The 15,300-nt window shown below is 66.9% G+C and carries 17 protein-coding genes; 6 read left to right on the plus strand and 11 right to left on the minus strand.

Annotation, left to right across the window (positions count from 1 at the left end):
- Together A5740_RS08525 and A5740_RS08535 are read right to left on the minus strand one after the other, a co-directional pair.
- A partial coding sequence (locus tag A5740_RS08525) for an HNH endonuclease signature motif containing protein (RefSeq protein ID WP_076193149.1) occupies positions 1–1,475 on the minus strand: 1,475 nt, incomplete at its 3' end.
- A 334-nt stretch (positions 1,476–1,809) separates the two neighbouring features.
- Positions 1,810–3,261 carry an FAD-binding oxidoreductase gene (locus A5740_RS08535; RefSeq protein ID WP_076193151.1) on the minus strand — a complete coding sequence of 484 codons (1,452 nt, stop codon included), beginning with the start codon at positions 3,259–3,261 and terminating at the stop codon, positions 1,810–1,812.
- Between the two features lie 130 nt (positions 3,262–3,391).
- On the opposite strand from A5740_RS08535, the gene A5740_RS08540 reads away from it, so the two are divergent.
- Positions 3,392–3,610: a hypothetical protein gene (locus tag A5740_RS08540; protein WP_076193153.1), complete on the plus strand. Its 219-nt coding sequence runs from the start codon at positions 3,392–3,394 to the stop codon at positions 3,608–3,610.
- 10 nt (positions 3,611–3,620) lie between these two features.
- Here A5740_RS08540 and A5740_RS08545 read toward each other — a convergent pair whose 3' ends face one another.
- The 3 genes from A5740_RS08545 to A5740_RS08555 all read right to left on the minus strand — a co-directional run bounded on the left by A5740_RS08545 (position 3,621) and on the right by A5740_RS08555 (position 6,015).
- A complete protein-coding gene (locus A5740_RS08545) occupies positions 3,621–4,439 on the minus strand; it encodes a class I SAM-dependent methyltransferase (protein WP_076193154.1) in 819 nt (272 codons plus the stop codon).
- A 62-nt stretch (positions 4,440–4,501) separates the two neighbouring features.
- Entirely contained in the window at positions 4,502–5,518 is a 1,017-nt protein-coding gene (locus A5740_RS08550; protein WP_076193155.1) for an NAD-dependent epimerase/dehydratase family protein, read from the minus strand.
- A complete protein-coding gene (locus A5740_RS08555) occupies positions 5,515–6,015 on the minus strand; it encodes a polyketide cyclase (RefSeq protein WP_076193157.1) in 501 nt (166 codons plus the stop codon). Before A5740_RS08555 ends, A5740_RS08550 begins: the two co-directional genes overlap by 4 nt.
- A gap of 77 nt (positions 6,016–6,092) precedes the next feature.
- On the opposite strand from A5740_RS08555, the gene msrA reads away from it, so the two are divergent.
- Positions 6,093–6,605 carry a peptide-methionine (S)-S-oxide reductase MsrA gene (gene msrA, locus A5740_RS08560; protein ID WP_076193159.1) on the plus strand — a complete coding sequence of 171 codons (513 nt, stop codon included), beginning with the start codon at positions 6,093–6,095 and terminating at the stop codon, positions 6,603–6,605.
- On the opposite strand, the gene A5740_RS08565 is transcribed toward msrA, so the two are convergent.
- Positions 6,602–7,879, minus strand: coding sequence for a cytochrome P450 (locus tag A5740_RS08565; RefSeq protein WP_076193311.1), 1,278 nt, complete (start codon positions 7,877–7,879; stop codon positions 6,602–6,604). The genes msrA and A5740_RS08565 overlap by 4 nt on opposite strands.
- 159 nt (positions 7,880–8,038) lie before the next feature.
- Here A5740_RS08565 and A5740_RS08570 point away from each other — a divergent pair, with 159 nt between their 5' ends.
- The gene (locus tag A5740_RS08570) at positions 8,039–8,641 is read left to right on the plus strand and encodes a TetR/AcrR family transcriptional regulator (protein WP_076193161.1); all 603 of its coding nucleotides are present in this window, start codon (positions 8,039–8,041) and stop codon (positions 8,639–8,641) included.
- 39 nt (positions 8,642–8,680) lie between these two features.
- Here A5740_RS08570 and A5740_RS08575 read toward each other — a convergent pair whose 3' ends face one another.
- A complete protein-coding gene (locus A5740_RS08575; protein ID WP_076193163.1) occupies positions 8,681–9,337 on the minus strand; it encodes a TetR/AcrR family transcriptional regulator in 657 nt (218 codons plus the stop codon).
- A gap of 51 nt (positions 9,338–9,388) precedes the next feature.
- On the opposite strand from A5740_RS08575, the gene A5740_RS08580 reads away from it, so the two are divergent.
- On the plus strand, positions 9,389–10,636 hold the full coding sequence (locus tag A5740_RS08580; protein WP_083653978.1) for a zinc-binding dehydrogenase: 1,248 nt from the start codon (positions 9,389–9,391) through the stop codon (positions 10,634–10,636).
- Between the two features lie 10 nt (positions 10,637–10,646).
- The gene (locus A5740_RS08585) at positions 10,647–10,922 is read left to right on the plus strand and encodes a DUF4345 family protein (RefSeq protein ID WP_076193165.1); all 276 of its coding nucleotides are present in this window, start codon (positions 10,647–10,649) and stop codon (positions 10,920–10,922) included.
- On the opposite strand, the gene A5740_RS08590 is transcribed toward A5740_RS08585, so the two are convergent.
- Entirely contained in the window at positions 10,886–11,488 is a 603-nt protein-coding gene (locus A5740_RS08590) for a TetR/AcrR family transcriptional regulator (protein ID WP_076193167.1), read from the minus strand. The two genes, A5740_RS08585 and A5740_RS08590, sit on opposite strands and share 37 nt — an antisense overlap.
- A gap of 54 nt (positions 11,489–11,542) precedes the next feature.
- Between A5740_RS08590 and A5740_RS08595 the strand changes: the two genes are divergently transcribed.
- Positions 11,543–12,214 (plus strand): class I SAM-dependent methyltransferase, encoded by a 672-nt coding sequence (locus A5740_RS08595; RefSeq protein ID WP_076193169.1) that lies wholly within the window; start codon positions 11,543–11,545, stop codon positions 12,212–12,214.
- Here A5740_RS08595 and A5740_RS08600 read toward each other — a convergent pair.
- From A5740_RS08600 to A5740_RS08610, 3 genes are read right to left on the minus strand one after another with little or no spacing between them, the layout of a single operon-like run.
- Entirely contained in the window at positions 12,211–13,272 is a 1,062-nt protein-coding gene (locus A5740_RS08600) for a prenyltransferase (protein WP_076193314.1), read from the minus strand. The genes A5740_RS08595 and A5740_RS08600 overlap by 4 nt on opposite strands.
- 12 nt (positions 13,273–13,284) lie before the next feature.
- Positions 13,285–14,007 carry a class I SAM-dependent methyltransferase gene (locus A5740_RS08605; protein ID WP_076193171.1) on the minus strand — a complete coding sequence of 241 codons (723 nt, stop codon included), beginning with the start codon at positions 14,005–14,007 and terminating at the stop codon, positions 13,285–13,287.
- On the minus strand, positions 14,001–15,245 hold the full coding sequence (locus A5740_RS08610) for a glycosyltransferase family 4 protein (RefSeq protein ID WP_076193173.1): 1,245 nt from the start codon (positions 15,243–15,245) through the stop codon (positions 14,001–14,003). Before A5740_RS08610 ends, A5740_RS08605 begins: the two co-directional genes overlap by 7 nt.
- Positions 15,246–15,300: the final 55 nt, after the last annotated feature.

Genomic DNA, 15,300 nt, shown 5'->3' on the forward strand with positions numbered 1-15,300 from the left:
AGATTGAGGTCTTCGGTGGGGGTGGCCAGGGCGGTGAACAGGGTGGCGCCGTGGGCCTCGGTGCTGTAGGTGTGCCCCGTGGGTGTGTTGAACACGATGGTGCCCTCGGGGGTTTGGTGGTCGTTCCAGCCGGGGCAGAAGGTTTTCACCAAATGGTGTGTGCGGCAATATAATTTGGTGTTCGACGGGTGGGTGTGTCCGGTCGGGTAGGGCACGGTGTGGTCGATATCGCAGTACTGTGCGGGCCGGTCGCAGCCGGGGAATCGGCAGGTCAGATCCCGCCAGGTGATGAATTCGCGCAGCGCGGCCGAGGGGCGATACCCCGCCGCACCGGCTGGGGTCTTGGTGGTGGTGGGCTTGGCGGTGGTGGGCTTGGCGGTGGTGGTCGGCGCGGCACCGGTCACGTCCGCGGTGTCGGTGGTGTCGGTAGCGGTAGTTGCCGCCCGTTTAGTGGCGCCGCGGGTGTCGCGGGCGGCCGCCGATTCCGTGGTCTCGTGGGTGTCGCTGGGCGCAGCGGAAGTGTCCGCGGTGCCGCTGGCCTCACTGGCGCTGGTGTCGTCCTCGCGGGTTTGGGTGTCCCCGGGTACACGCACGGGTTTTCTGGTCGCATGTGCGGCGAGGTCACGCACGCTTTGAGCGGGCAGGATGCCGTAGCCGGGCAGGTAGCCGGGGGTGGAACTGTCGGCGTCGAGGGTGGCCTGATCAGCCAGCACGTGCAACACCGCCGCATCGGCAGCAGCCCGCGTGCCCGCTGCCGGGCAGTCCTGCGATCGGCACAGACACGGCAGGTGATCTTGCAGCCGGGCCAACGCCCCGGCAGCGTCCGCGCGCCGCTGATCCAGGGTGCGCGGATCGTCGGGGCATACGGTGGCCGCCAGGGCATCGAGGCGTTGATCGATGGCGGCGGCGTCCCCGACGCGCAGATGGCCCCACACCATCGCCATGCCCGGGATGGTGCCGGCTTCGACGGTGAAATGCCGGCCCTCATCGACCTGTGGGGGGACTCGTTCGCCGTGGGGGTCCAGCCGCGCCACCCATTGATCGATGCGGTCCCGCAGTTTGGGTTTGGATAACCGCATCCAGGACGCGGCGCGGGAGGCGAGGGCTTGGTCGACGGCAGCCCAGGCCGAGGGGTCCACGGTGTCGGTGCGGTTGATGATGGCCAACACCATCCGCATGTCGATGTCCCCGGCAGCGAACAGGGCCGCCACGTGGGGGAGGCGGTCGCGCAGGACGCGGGCTTGGCGGATCTGTTCCCCGGCGCGGTGGCGGCTGATGTTCAACGCGGCCGAGATTTCGGCGGCGACGGCTTCGAAGGGGTCGGTGCGCCAGTACACGGTTTCGGCCAGTTCGTGTTCGCGGCGGGTGTCCAGTTCACCGATGGCTGCCAGCCGGTGGGCGATCGCGCTCGATTCTGCCCGTGCGGCGGCGCTCATCGCGTCGATGAGAGCGGCATCAGAATCACTGTCGAACACATGTTCGATTATGCCACCACACATTGCCACGCGCATGCGTTTGTCGCAAAAACATCGGTGACAGTTCCGGTGGTCTTGGTGGTGACACTTCTGGCCTCAAGCTCTGGCGGTGGCCGTCAATGAATCCATCGATCCTCGTGTCCGCCTCGCGATCGCCCAAAGGCCCGATAACGCACCTCGCGGGGCGGTGCTCGAACCCGGAACTCGACGGCCGGAGCCCAGCCCTTCGGTATTGAGCGATGAGGTCAAGGACCAGGCCATCAAGGTGCGTGGCGCATTCGAGCAGTCCGGCCTAGGCGTTTCTCAACACCTCGACGAGGGTTGGCCGCCGAGGTCAGTGCGGTTTGCGGGTGAGGACGTCGGCGACGCGAGCGATCGGCGACGTGGTCGCCCGTCCCCTGGCCTCATGGCGGTCGGCCAGTCGGTACGCCACGTAGAGGCCACGCACTCCGAGCCAACGCAAGGGTTCAGGCTCCCAGTTGCGAGATCGGTGACCGACCCACGGCAGTTCGGTGATCGGGGTATCGCGGCCCAGCACCAGGTCCGCCAGGGTGCGGCCGGCCAGATTGGTCGCGGTCACCCCGTGTCCGACGTATCCGCCGGCCCAGCCCAGACCGCTGGCCCGGTCCAGTGCGACGCCGGCTTGCCAGTCGCGTGGTACGGCCAGCACCCCGCACCAACCGTGGGCGATCGGCACGTCGCGCACCTGCGGCAGGATCGAATGCAGCACGCCGGTGAGCAGACGGATCGTGCGGGCCGGAACCTGTCCGTCGACATCGGTGCGTGAGGCGAAGCGGTAGGGCACGCTGCGCCCGCCGATCGCGATCCGGTCATCGACGGTGCGCTGGGCGTAGAAGAAACCGTGCGCGCTGTCACCCACGGTTTCCCGTCCGGCCCAACCGATTTCATCCCAGATCTCGGCCGGAATCGGTTCGGTGGCGATCATCGAACTGTTCATCGGCAGCCAGGTCCGGCGGAACCGGGGAAGCGAAGGGGTGAAGCCCTCGGTGGCTCGCAGCACGATCGGCGCCCGCACCGTGCCCCGGGCGGTGACGGCGCGTGCCGCCGATGAGCGCTCGCGCGAAGACGAGACAGCACCGGCGATCATCGTGACCGGGGTGTCTTCGTGGATCGTCACGCCAAGCCGTTCGACGGTCTCGGCCAGCCCACGGACGAGCCGGGCCGGTTGGATCCGGGCGCAGTGCGGGGTGTGGTAGGCCGAGACCAGGCCGTCAAATCGAATGCGTTCGGCTGCTTGGCTTTTCGTCAGCGAAACCACATCGACGCCCCATGATTGTTCTTCGGCCACCGCGGCGGCCAGCCGGGCGGCCTGGGCGGGATTGCGGGCGATCTCCATGGTTCCGCCCTTGACCGCGCCGGCGTCGATGCCTTCACGGTCTGCCACCGCAACGACCTCGTCGACCGCATCGTTCAAGGCTCGTTGCCAGGCCAGCACCGGATCGCGGCCGTGCTGCGCGGCCATCCGGTGCCGATCGCCGGGCGCCAAGCCGGACAGCCAACCGCCGTTGCGTCCGGAGGCTCCGAAGCCCGCAAAACGGGCCTCCAGCACGGTGATCCGAAGCGACGGATCGGCCCGCGCCAAGTAGTAGGCAGTCCACAACCCGGTGTAGCCGGCGCCGACGATGCACACGTCGGCGTCCCGGTCCCCGGGCAGCGCGGGGCGCGGCGAGGGTAGTTCGTCGAACCAGTGGGAAACCTTGCCGTTCACCGTGTTGGCCACCGCTGGATTCTGCCAGGGCACGGGCAGAACGCGCGGGGAGAACATAGTTCTTTCTGCCAATCGGGGATCAATTTCTGCCACCGGAAATGCTGGGTCCGGCCAGCCGGTTTGGACAGTCATACCGGCACGAAGAGCACCAAACTCAACGCCGGTCGAGACAGGAAGAGGCAGGGAAATGAAGAAGTTCGGATTCGCCGTCATCGCCGCAAGCGGACTGGGCGCAGCCGTCCTGGGTCTGGCCGGACCGGCGCAGGCCGCCGAGCCCGCTCACGCCGCAGCTCCCAGCACCGTCACCATCTCAACCGGTGTCGATCACCTGGACTGGTTGGATCAGATCCATCCCAAGCCGATGGTGCCGAAGGTGGACACCTCGGTGCGCCACAGCGGTCGATGAGATCGACAACTCAGAACGCGTAGCGGTGATACTGCGCCATGTATCTCAGCACCGGCACCGGTTTCATGACGGCGAGCATCAGCCGGTAGTACCAGGGCAGCGTGTTGAAGACCGGGTCGTCGAACGGTGACGCCCAAGCCAGCAGTCGGGTACCCGGTACGGAGTGCAGGATGTCTTCGGGTTCATCGATGGCCCAATGCAGCTTGGCTCCGGACCGCCGCACCACGGTGTTGACCCACTGCGATTTGATACCCAACGTGTTGAATGCGTCGAATTGCAGTTCTCCGCAAGGGAATCGGTCGACAATGCGGCGCAGCAGGGCAACCCCGTCGGATTTGGTGAGATACATCGTGAGGCCTTCTCCGAGCATCAGCGTGGGCCGGTCGGCGGGGATGTCGTGCAGCCAGGCCGGGTCGGTCACCGATGCGGCCACCACGTGATAGTGCTCGGACGAGGGGTAGAGCTGCTCGCGTAGGTGCGCGACGTCGGGATAGTCGATGTCGTACCACTCGACACCGGGTCCGGGCTGCACCCGGAAGAACCGGCCGTCCAGTCCGCACCCCACATGCAGGACGACGGCATCCGGGTGCACTGCCAGGAACTGGCGGGTCCACCGGTCGAAGTGGGCGCTGCGGGTGGTCACCGACGGTGAGGTCGCCTCGGTGATCGCGGTGCGGCTCCAGTCGTAGTCGATCCGCTCGGCAATCTGTTTGGCCAGCTGGTCACCAAGGATCGGATTCGGCAGCCCGGCGTCGAGGGCCTTGGCATAGAACGTCGCCAGCATGGTCTGTGGCGCACCGGAGAGGTCGACTTTGAGCTTGTCGGTCATAGCGCCAGGTTAGGCCGCAATGCGCCTGCCGCCCAGTGACTTAACACCGCACGGCGTGGTGTTCAGCCGCCGTTACGTGCACGTTTGGCCGCGCGCAGGCCCACCCAGAACTTGGCCGCTTCGACGATGGATTCTTCCACCGGCCTTGGCCGCCAACCCAGTTCGCGCACAGCCTTGGAATGGTCGAGTTCGGCTTCGGCCCGCATCAGCCGCAGAGATTCCAGAGAGAGCCGTTCGTCGGTGCCGCGCAACGCGCCCTTGAGTGTGCCGGCGGCGGCCAACAGGTAGGACACCGGCAGGGGGATGGACCGCTGCGGCGGGGCGACACCGGCCGCCTCGGCAGCCAATCGCGCCACGTCAGCGTTGCTGATCATCTTCTCCGAGATCAGGTACCGCTCACCGGGTGTGCCCCGTTCGGCGGCGAGCAGCATGGCCTGAGCCGCGTCGTCGATCCCGACGGCTTCCAGGTCGATCCCGCTCATCACGAACGGCAGCTTGCCGAAAGCGGCCCCGGCGATGATCGCGCCGTGCGGGGTGCGTCCCCAGTCGCCGCTGCCGTACGTGGTGGACACGCACATCGCCACGGCCGGCAGGCCGCGGTCACGCGCGTATTGCAGCACGAGTTCTTCGGCCTGCACGCGGGACCGGACGTAGGGGGTCACCTTCGCGACGTCGACCACGTCGGCTTCGGTAGACCGCTTGCCGCGCTTGCGGCCGACGGTGACATAGCTGCTGGTGTAGACGAACTTGCGCAGACCCGTGACCTCGGCGGCCACCTCCAGCACGTTGCGGGTGCCGTCCACATTGGTGCGGAACAACGGTGCGGGGTCACGCAGCCAGCCACGGGCGTCGACGACGCAGTGGTAGACGACGTCGCAACCGGTCATCGCCTCGCGTAGCGCCTCGGTGTCGAAGACGTCGCCCTCGAAGCGCTTCACGTCGAGGTCGTCGATCCCGATCGTGTTGGCGCCGCGCCGCACCATGGCCCGGATCTCGGATCCGTCATCAGCCGCGACCAGTTGCCGCAACACATGCGAGCCTAGGAATCCGTTGGCGCCGATGACCAGTTTTGCGCTCATCGGCCGAACTTCTGCAACCAGGCCTCGGCCTCGTCGGTCAGGGTTCCGAGTTCGGCGGCCTTGCGGCACCACTTGCGCGCTGCGGAGGCGAATCGCAGTGGGTTGTAGACGTCTTCCTGACGGGACCAGAGGCCGTCACCGGCGTAGGTCAGGATCGAGATGTTGGTGGCGCTGATGATGGTTCCGTCGCCCGGGTCGCGCATCGGGTTGTCCAGTTCGCAGATGATCCGGCCGGTGGGTTCGTCGATCACCGACCACAGCGACGGGAACGCCGTCATGTAGCTGCCCGGGAAGGTGGTCATGGTCTTCCAGATCCACGGCCGTACCTGCTCGCGGCCTTTCATGGTGCCCACCGCGTGCTCGATGTAGTCGACGTCGACGGTGTAGTGGTCGGCCCAGATGTCCCAGTTCTTGGTCTGGGCCGCCCGGTCCACGGTCTGCTCGAACGTCTCGAAGGCGGCGGCGAGTTCATCGCGGCTGAAAGACCTGCTCGTCACCCCAAAACTAGAACACGTTCTACCAGCCTTTGTCGAGGACTCTGCCGAGAAAGCCGGCGCGGAGCACAATGGGATGCATGGGCAACTATTCGACAGCGATCCTGGCCGGCGGCTGCTTCTGGGGTATGCAGGACCTCATCCGGAAGCAGCCCGGCGTGATCTCGACGCGGGTGGGTTACACCGGCGGTCGCAACGACCATCCGACGTACCGGAACCATCCAGGTCACGCCGAAGCCGTCGAGATCGTCTACGACCCGACGCAGACCGATTACCGTGCGCTGCTGGAGTTCTTCTTCCAGATCCACGACCCGTCCACCAAGGACCGGCAGGGCAACGACGTCGGAACCAGCTACCGGTCGGCGATCTTCTACCTCGACGACGAGCAGAAGCGCATCGCACTGGACACCATCGCCGATGTGGATGCCTCGGGATTGTGGCCGGGCAAGGTGGTCACCGAGGTGACCCCGGCTGTCGATTTCTGGGAGGCCGAGCCCGAGCATCAGGACTACCTGGTGCATTACCCGAACGGATACACCTGCCACTTCCCGCGGGCGGGGTGGAAGCTGCCCAAGCGGCAGACCGCCAGCTAGCGGCGGCGGACCGTGATGCGCCCGCCGGCCTTCGGCGTGTAGGCCACTCCCCGGGAGTGCACTTTTTCACCCGGGGCGGTGGTGGTCTCGATGGCGAAGTGACGCAACACGGTTCGTAGCACGACGTCCATCTCGACGTTGGCGAACACTGCGCCGACACAGCGGCGGGTGCCGCCCCCGTACGGCAGCCAGCCCAGGCCGGGGCGGTTACCGACGAATCGCTGCGGGTCGAACCGGTCCGGGTCGGTGAATTCCTTCTCGGCCTCCTGGATCTGCGAGATCGCCACGATGACCGAGTGTCCACGGGGAATCTCCCACTCCCCCAGCCGGATCGATGGTGCGTAGACGTGGCGGCCGGCGAAATCGATGACGGTACGGTTGCGCTGGACTTCGAGGATCGTGGCCTGGCGGTATTCGTTGCCGTCGGTGTCCGCCTCGGCCTCCAGCTCGGCCAGCACGTGTGGGTGCCGGCTGATCCGCTCGAAGGCCCAACCCAGGGTCGAGGCCGTCGTCTCGTGCCCGGCGGCCAGCAGGGTCAGCAGTTCGTCGCCGATGTCCTTGCGGGACATGGCTGATCCGTCTTCGTAGGTACTGCGCAACAACAGCGCCAGGATGTCGTCGCGTTGGTCGAAGTCCGGATCGGCCTCGACCTTGTCGATGAGCCGGTCGATGACGGCGTCGTACTGCCGGCGGTATCTGGCCAACCGGCCCCACGGACTGAACCGGCCGTAGGTGCGGCTCGGGGTCGGCACCACCACCAGCCGAGAGCCCAGGGTGACCCAGGGCGGGATGATGCGACGCAACTCGTCGAGTTGTTCTCCGTCCGCGCCGAACACCGCCCGCAGGATGGCGTTGAGGGTGATCCGCATCATCGGTTCGAGCGTCTCGAGCTGCTCGCCCTCGGGCCAGGTCGCCGTTTCCCGCAGGGTCTCTTCTTCGAAGATCTTCTCGTAGTTCTTGATGCTCTTGCCGTGAAACGGCGGCGTGAGCAGCTTGCGCCGCCGCCGGTGATCGGTGCCGTCGAGGGCGAACACCGAACCGGAGCCGAGGATGCGGCTCAGGTTGGGTTGGATGTTGCCGACGTCGTCGGTGTTGGCAGAGAAGAGCTGCTTGGCCAGTTGGGCGTCGGCGATCATCACGGTCGGACCGAAGATCGGGAGTTTGAGGCGGAAGACGTCGCCCTGACGCGCAGCGATCTGTTTGACCACCCAGCGCCTGGTCAGGGCAAAGCCGATGGCCTGTAACGGCTTCGGCACGCGGGCGGCAGGTGGCATCCGGCCCGGCGCAGCGCTCTCGGTCGACTTCGCGGTGGTTTTCTCAGCTGCTGCCAGCTCGGTCATACCATCTCCAGCCAGGTTCTGGTACCGCACGGTACCATCGGTTGTGAGGTACGGTACTCTCAGGTACCAGGCGACGCAAGGGGGTCGAGCACCATGACGACGCTCGGCCATGCCGATTCACCGGCCGACACCTACCGCCTGCGCCTACTCGACGGGCTCGCGGCGGCGATCGACGACAAGGGCTACCGCGACACCACGGTCGCCGACATCGTCCGTCACGCCCGTACCTCCAAGCGCACCTTCTACGACCAGTTCGGCACCAAAGAAGACGGCTTCCTCGAACTGCTTCGCGCCAACAACACCGCGCTGGTCAACGGCATTCAGACCGCAGTGGACCCAGAGGCACCCTGGCCGGATCAGATCGGGCAGGCGGTGGGCGCCTACGTCGATCACATCGCCTCCGCCCCAGCCATCACGCTGAGCTGGATCCGCGAACTGCCCGCACTGGGCAGCCGAGCTCGCCCGCTGCAACGCGAGGCCCTGCGCGAGCTGACCGATCTGCTCATCGAACTCAGTGGCAGCGCCGGCTTTCAGCGGGCCGGCATACTTCGGCTCACCGAGCCGATGGCCATCATCTTGCTCGGCGGCCTACGCGAGTTGACCGCGCGGATCGTCGAGGACGGCCGCGACATCCAGGAGATCTACGGGCCCGCGGTGGCCGCGTCGAAAGCAATCCTGGGCTCCGCACCGGCCTGACCGGCGAAGGCGCTCGACCGCGATAAGAACCGCGCCGTATCACTTTGTGGCGTTGGGCAGCCGGTCCAGAACAGCCAGGACCAGAACGTGGGCGGCATCTATCAATTGCGCGCGCGGGCGGCGGCGGTGATCGAGCAGCCACTGCGTGGCGATCGTGGTGACCGCTCCGATGATGCCTTGCGCGATGATGTGCAGCTGCGGTTTCGTGAGGGCACTGGCTTTGAAGGAACGATCGGCCAGAACCTGGACCGAATTGGCAAACCGCTCGGTTTGGGCCGCGTACGCGGCATCGACAGCGGGGCTGACCCCCAGGATCTCCAGCAGGGTGATCCGCGCTCTACGCTGATCGGCATCGATGGCGCCGAAATAGCCTGTGAGGGCAGCGCGTAACTGGGCATCGACGTTGTCTGTCGCCTCGGCGACGGCGGACACCATCGCGCTGTGTATCTCGTCTGCGCAGCGCTCGTAGCAGGCCAGCAGCAGAGCTTCGCGGTCGGTGAACGATTCGTAGAAGTACCGCTTGGACAACCCCGCCCGCGCGCAGATGTGGTCGACGGTGGCGGTGCCGTACCCGACGGTTCCGAACACGTCCACAGCCGCGTCGACTATTTGCGCACGACGCTGCTCGACGCGCTGTAGCGGTGTTGCACCTCGATAGACCCGCGTCCGTGGTTGCACACATCGATATTGACACATCGCGGTTCCTGATAGAAAACTAGAACGACATCGTTCCCGAAAGGGTGGGTAATGCTTGCCGACAAGAATGTGCTGGACACCAATCCGCGGATCCGGCCGCGTAGTCGGGTGGGGCACTACGCGAGGTTGCTGACACCTGATGCGTTGGCCGCCGCGCAGCTGCCGCTGGCCCGTGACCTGCCGATGCGGGTCGAGCGCATCACTCAAGTGGCCCGCGGCCCACTCAGCCGCAACCACGGGCGGATGCGGAGCCTGATGGTCTCTGCCGGCGGGAGGTTTCGGTGGCGTGCGGTGCCGAGGCCTGGCCTACCAGGGCCACACGGCGCGCTGGTACGTCCGCTCGCTGTCGCTACGTGCGACGTCGATCGAGCGATGATGTTGGGCCGCACCATCTTTCCACTGCCCCTGCACCTCGGGCACGAATGCGCCGCCGAAGTCGTCGAGGTGGGCGAGCAGGTGAGTACCGTTCGGGTCGGTGATCGAGTCGTGGTTCCATTCCAGATCAGCTGCGGGACTTGCAGTGCATGCCTGCGCGGTCACACTGCGAGTTGCCTCGCGGTACCTCCGACATCGATGTACGGGTTCGGGATTGCGGGCGGATTGTGGGGTGGGGCGCTGGCTGACCTGATGGCGGTACCGTTCGCCGACGCGATGTTGGTGAGACTCCCCGACGGTGTCGATCCAGCTGCCGCGGCCGGTGTGGCAGACAACATCAGCGACGCCTACCGGCAGGTCGCGCCCCACCTTCCCGGGTTGCTGGCCACCGACCCCGACGCCGAAGTGTTGATCGTGGGCCGCTTGGAACGCAACCACCCGTTCACCTCCAGTACCGTGCTCTTCACTGCGCTGATCGCCCGCGCGTTGGGAGCGCGCCGCATCAGCGTTGTCGACACGTGGCCGGCGCTGCGGGAGCGCGCCGTGAAGCTGGGTTTTCAAGCCTGGGATCCGCACCGACCGCGGACGTGGCCCACGGCTGCACTGACTGTGGATGCCACGGGGACTCCGTCCGGATTACGCCACGTTCTACGGCACACCGCTCCCGACGGGATCTGCACTTGCGTGTGGTCACTGCACCGCAGGGCCGGGGTGCCACTGGCGGCCTGCTACGTACGCAATGTCACGCTGCACGTCGGTCGCGCCCATGTGCGCTCCGTGATGCCCGACGTTCTCGGCATGATCGCGACCGGCGAGTTCCAGCCCGAACTGGTGACGACCAACATCGCCTCGTTCGACGACGCCCCCGCCGCCCTGCGCGAACACTGCTACGGCGACGCCCTCAAGACCGTCCTGACAGCTTGAGCAGGTCACCGTGATCATCAAGATCCTCAGAACTCTCGGTGCCGTCACAGGAATCGCGCTGATCGCCTTTGGTTGCGGCTACGTCTGGGCGGTATGCCAGCGGACGGTTCCGTCGGCCCTCCTGCGTTTCCTCGCGGCGACCATGGCGCTTCTCGCGGTTGCGCGAGTGATCTCGATGGTCGATACCGGTAGGCCGCACTGGATCTTCGTGGCTTCCGCTGCCGTCGAGTTCACTGCGGCTGCGCTCACCTACTGGTACTCCACGATGCGCGACGACCCGGTCTGACCGAGCACGAGCCGGGCTGACTTCTCCAGCCGGCGCACAACGCCCGGATAAGTCTCGTATCCCATCCCCGCCCACACCAGGGTGCCGGTGTAGAGCAACTCGAGCGCTTCGATCACATCGAGGTCGACGTCGGGTCCGAGTGCGGCGACCAGTCGGCCCCGCACGTCGGCGCCGATCCGCTGCCGCAACGCCTCCACATCGGGATCCTTACCGAGCAGGGCGTTGGTCACCGCCCCGGCGAACTCGGGTTCATCGGCCACGAGCGACGCGATGTGCTGCAGAACCTCCACCACCCGGGTGGCCGGATCGTCCGACTCGTGCGCGGCCGGCGGCGCGGCCGAGAGCCGACGCCAGAACACCTCGGCCACGAGGTGTTCTTTGGACGAGAAGTAGGTGTATGCCGTCGCGGCGCCGACGCCGGCTTCGGCGGCAACCCGGCGCACGGTGAGCCCGGCGAACCCGTCCCGGATGATCAGTTGCAGGGCAGCCTGACCGAGACGCTCGACGGTGTCAGCCTGCCGTGCACTCAGGCGGCGGCGCGTCGACTCCAGAGCCGCATCGGACACGTGTCCGGACGCTACTACAACCGCTGATGGCCAGCAACGGTAGGTTGTGCATTCATGAGCTCCGCTGACACCGCCCTACCGCCGCGCGCCGAGCGCCTGTTCACCCTGGCCGAGCAGGTCACCGGCTTCATGCCCGCCGACGAGGGCCGCGCCCTCTATGACGCCGGGGTGCGCTACCTCGGCGGCGGCGTCGGGGTGGAGATCGGCACCTACTGCGGCAAGTCGACGGTGATGCTGGGTGCGGCGGCGCAGGAGACCGACTCGGTGCTCTACACCGTCGACCATCACCACGGCTCCGAAGAACATCAGGCCGGCTGGGAATACCACGACACCACCATGGTCGATCCCGTCACCGGGCTGTTCGACACGCTGCCCACCATGCGCCACACGCTCGATGCCGCCGGCCTCGACGACCACGTCGTGGCCGTCGTCGGTAGATCACCCGTGGTGGCCCGCGGCTGGCGAATGCCGTTGCGGCTGTTGTTCATCGATGGCGGGCACACCGAGGAGGCCGCGCAGCGGGACTTCGACGGTTGGGCCCGCTGGGTCGAGGTCGGTGGCGCGCTGGTCATCCACGACGTGTTCCCGGATCCGAACGACGGCGGGCAGGCCCCGTTCCACATCTACCAGCGGGCGCTGGGCACCGGCGCGTTCGACGAAGTGATGGCAATGGGTTCGATGCGGGTGCTGCAGCGGACCTCCGGCGAACCGGGAGTGCTCGACTAACGGCCTGCGACACACTCGCAGTCGTACTCACCCTCAAGGCCACGCGGCAGCCCGACACCCCGGAAGATGCCGCTGGCCGCGGTGGTCGAGGACAACGCGTCGGCGGCCAGGATCATGGCCGCACCGGTCCACGTGGTGCGCTCCTCGGGCCAGCGCTTGCCGTCGGCGAAAACCAGCCCGGTCCAATAGGATCCGTCATCCTCACGCAGATGCTGCATGGCCGCGAACTGCTCGTGGGCCCGCCGGCTGTCACCGATCGCGTCCAGGGCCATCACCAGTTCGCAGGTTTCGGCGCCGGTGACCCAGGGCCGATGGTCGACGCACCGGATGCCCAGTCCGGGCACCACGAAATCGTCCCAGCGGTCATCGATGCGGGCCTGGGCCGCACTGTCGCGCAGCGCACCGCCCAGCACCGGGTAGTACCACTCCATGGCGTGGGTGTCCTTGGCGGAGAACGCTTCTGGATGGTCAGCGATGGCGTGACCGAGGCGCCCGACGGCGACCTCCCACTCCGGCTGCGGATCACCGAGGTACTCCGCCAAAGCCAGGCCGCACCGGATGCTGTGGTACACGCTGGCGCAGCCGGTCAGCAGCGCCTCGGAAACCGGCCCGGACGGGCTTTCTGCCCAATAGATCTCACCGCCGGGGGCCTGCAGGCCGAGCACGAAATCCAGGGCCCGGGTCACCACCGGCCACATCAGCTCGGCGAAGGCCCGGTCTCCGGTGATCAGGACGTGGTGCCACACCCCGGTGGCCACGTACGCGCAGAAGTTGCTGTCGCTGTTGGCATCTTCGATGACGCCATTGCGAAGCTGGATCGGCCAGGACCCATCGGCGCGCTGTTCGGTGCGACACCAGTCGAAGGCTGCGCGAGCCGGTTCGATCAACCCGGCCACGGTCAACGCCATGGCGTTCTCGACGTGATCCCACGGGTCGGTGTGTCCGCCGTCGAACCACGGCAGGGCGCCTGAGGATTCCTGGGTGGCGGCAATCGATTTCGCCGTCTGCAAGCAATCTTCTGGTGTCAAAACTCCGGGCACACCGGGGATCTCAGGCATCAGCACGGCGGCCTACCTGGTGAGTTCCGGCTTGCGGAAATAGAGGGCGACGCTCTTGCCGATCACCGGGTTCAGCAGCGATTCGGCGGTGCGGGTCAGCCAGGGCCGACCCATCATGTCCCACACCAGCAGCTGGTGGTACGCCTTGACGGCGGGGTGGTCGTTCTTCTCGGTACCGACGAGGCATTTCAGCCACCAGTACGGCGAGTGCAGGGCGTGCTCATGATGGGTGTGGGTGAGACGAAGCCCGTGGGCCAGCACCTTGTCCCGCAGCTCGTCGGCCTTGTAGATCCGGATGTGCCCGCCCTCGTTGGCGTGGTACTCGTCCGACAACAGCCAGCACAGTTTCTCCGGCAACCACCGCGGCACCGTGATCGCCAGTGAGCCACCAGGTTTGAGCACCCGCACCAGCTCGGCGATCGCCTGGTCGTCCTGTGGTACGTGCTCGAGGATCTCCGAGGCGATGACGCAGTCAAAGCTCGCGTCGGCATACGGCAGGTCCAGGGCGTCGCCCTTGACGGCCTCTCCCTTCGCCGACAACGGCACCTCGCCGGCCTCCCGCATGGCCTGCAGCATGGTGTCGACGTCGTTGAGGTCGGACACACTCTGGTCGAAGCCGATCACGTTGGCCCCGCGCCGGTACGCCTCGAAGGTGTGCCGGCCTGCGCCACACCCGACGTCGATCACGTGCGTGCCCGGCCCGACGCCGAGACGATCGAAGTCGACGGTCAGCATGGCGCCACCTTCCTGGCCCGCTCCCGGGCCATCTCGTACACCGAAACCGTCTGTGCGGCAACCGATTCCCAGCTGAACACGTCGAGCGCCCGCTGCCGCCCGGCGGCGCCGAGTTTGCGTCGCTCCAGCGGCGAGTCAAGGAGTTCGCCGAGCACCGTGGTCAGCTCGTCGACGTCGGCCGGACGTACCAGCCGGGCGCAGGCGCCGTCGTCACCGACCACCTCGGGCAGGGCACCGGCGCGGCTGGCCACGATCGGGGTCCCGCTGGCCATCGCCTCCACCGCCGGCAGTGAGAAACCCTCGTACAGCGACGGGATGCAGGCCACCTCGGCCGACGCCAGCAGCGCGGCGAGCTCTTCGTCGGACAATCCGCTGGAGCTGTGCACGATGTCGGAAATGCCCAGTTCGGCAATGAGTTTCTCGGTCGGGCCGTTCGGTTCGAGCTTGGAGACCAGCTGCACGTCGAGGTCGCGTGCCACCCGCAGCCGCGCCACCGCGTGCAGCAGATTGCTGACCCCCTTGAGCGGCACGTCGGCGCTGGCGATCGCGATGATGCGTCCGTTCACCCGGTGCTCGGCCGGCTTGAACAGCTCGGTGTCGACGCCCAGCGGCACGATGTGCAGCTGGTCCGGCGTCACCCCGAAGTCCTCGGCGATGTCGGCAGCCGAGGACGACGACACGGTCAACAGCTCGGGGATCTGGCGGGCCACCTTCTTCTGCATCTCGGCGAACCCGTACCACCGCCGGACCAGCGGCTTGCGCCACCACTTGGCGGCGGCGATCTCGACGACGCGGTCGCGGGTGATCGGGTGGTGCACGGTGGCCACGACCGGCAGACCGCTCTCGGCGATCTTCAGCAGCGCCGAGCCCAGACTCTGGTTGTCGTGCACCACGTCGAACTCGTCGCGGCGGTCGGCCAGGATCCGGGCGACGCGCATGGTGAAGGTCCGGGGCTCCGGGAACCCGGCGCTCCACATCGTGGCGAGCTCGAGCGCGTCGATACGGTCGCGGATCTCGCTGGGCTTGGGCACGCGGAACGGGTCGGGCTCACGGTAGAGGTCCAGGCTCGGAACCTTGGTCAGCTTCACCCGAGGGTCCAGCCCCTCCGGGTAGGGCTGGCCGGAGAACACCTCGACCTCATGGCCGAGTTCGGCGAGCCCGCGGCTCAGATAGCGCACGTAGACGCCCTGGCCACCGCAATGAGTCTTGCTCCGATAGGACAGCAACGCGATACGCATAATTCAGATCACCCGACGGCCGGAGACGTGCTGAGCTGGAAATACACGCTCACGC

This window comes from Mycobacterium sp. GA-1841 (assembly GCF_001954135.1).
Lineage (GTDB): Bacteria > Actinomycetota > Actinomycetes > Mycobacteriales > Mycobacteriaceae > Mycobacterium.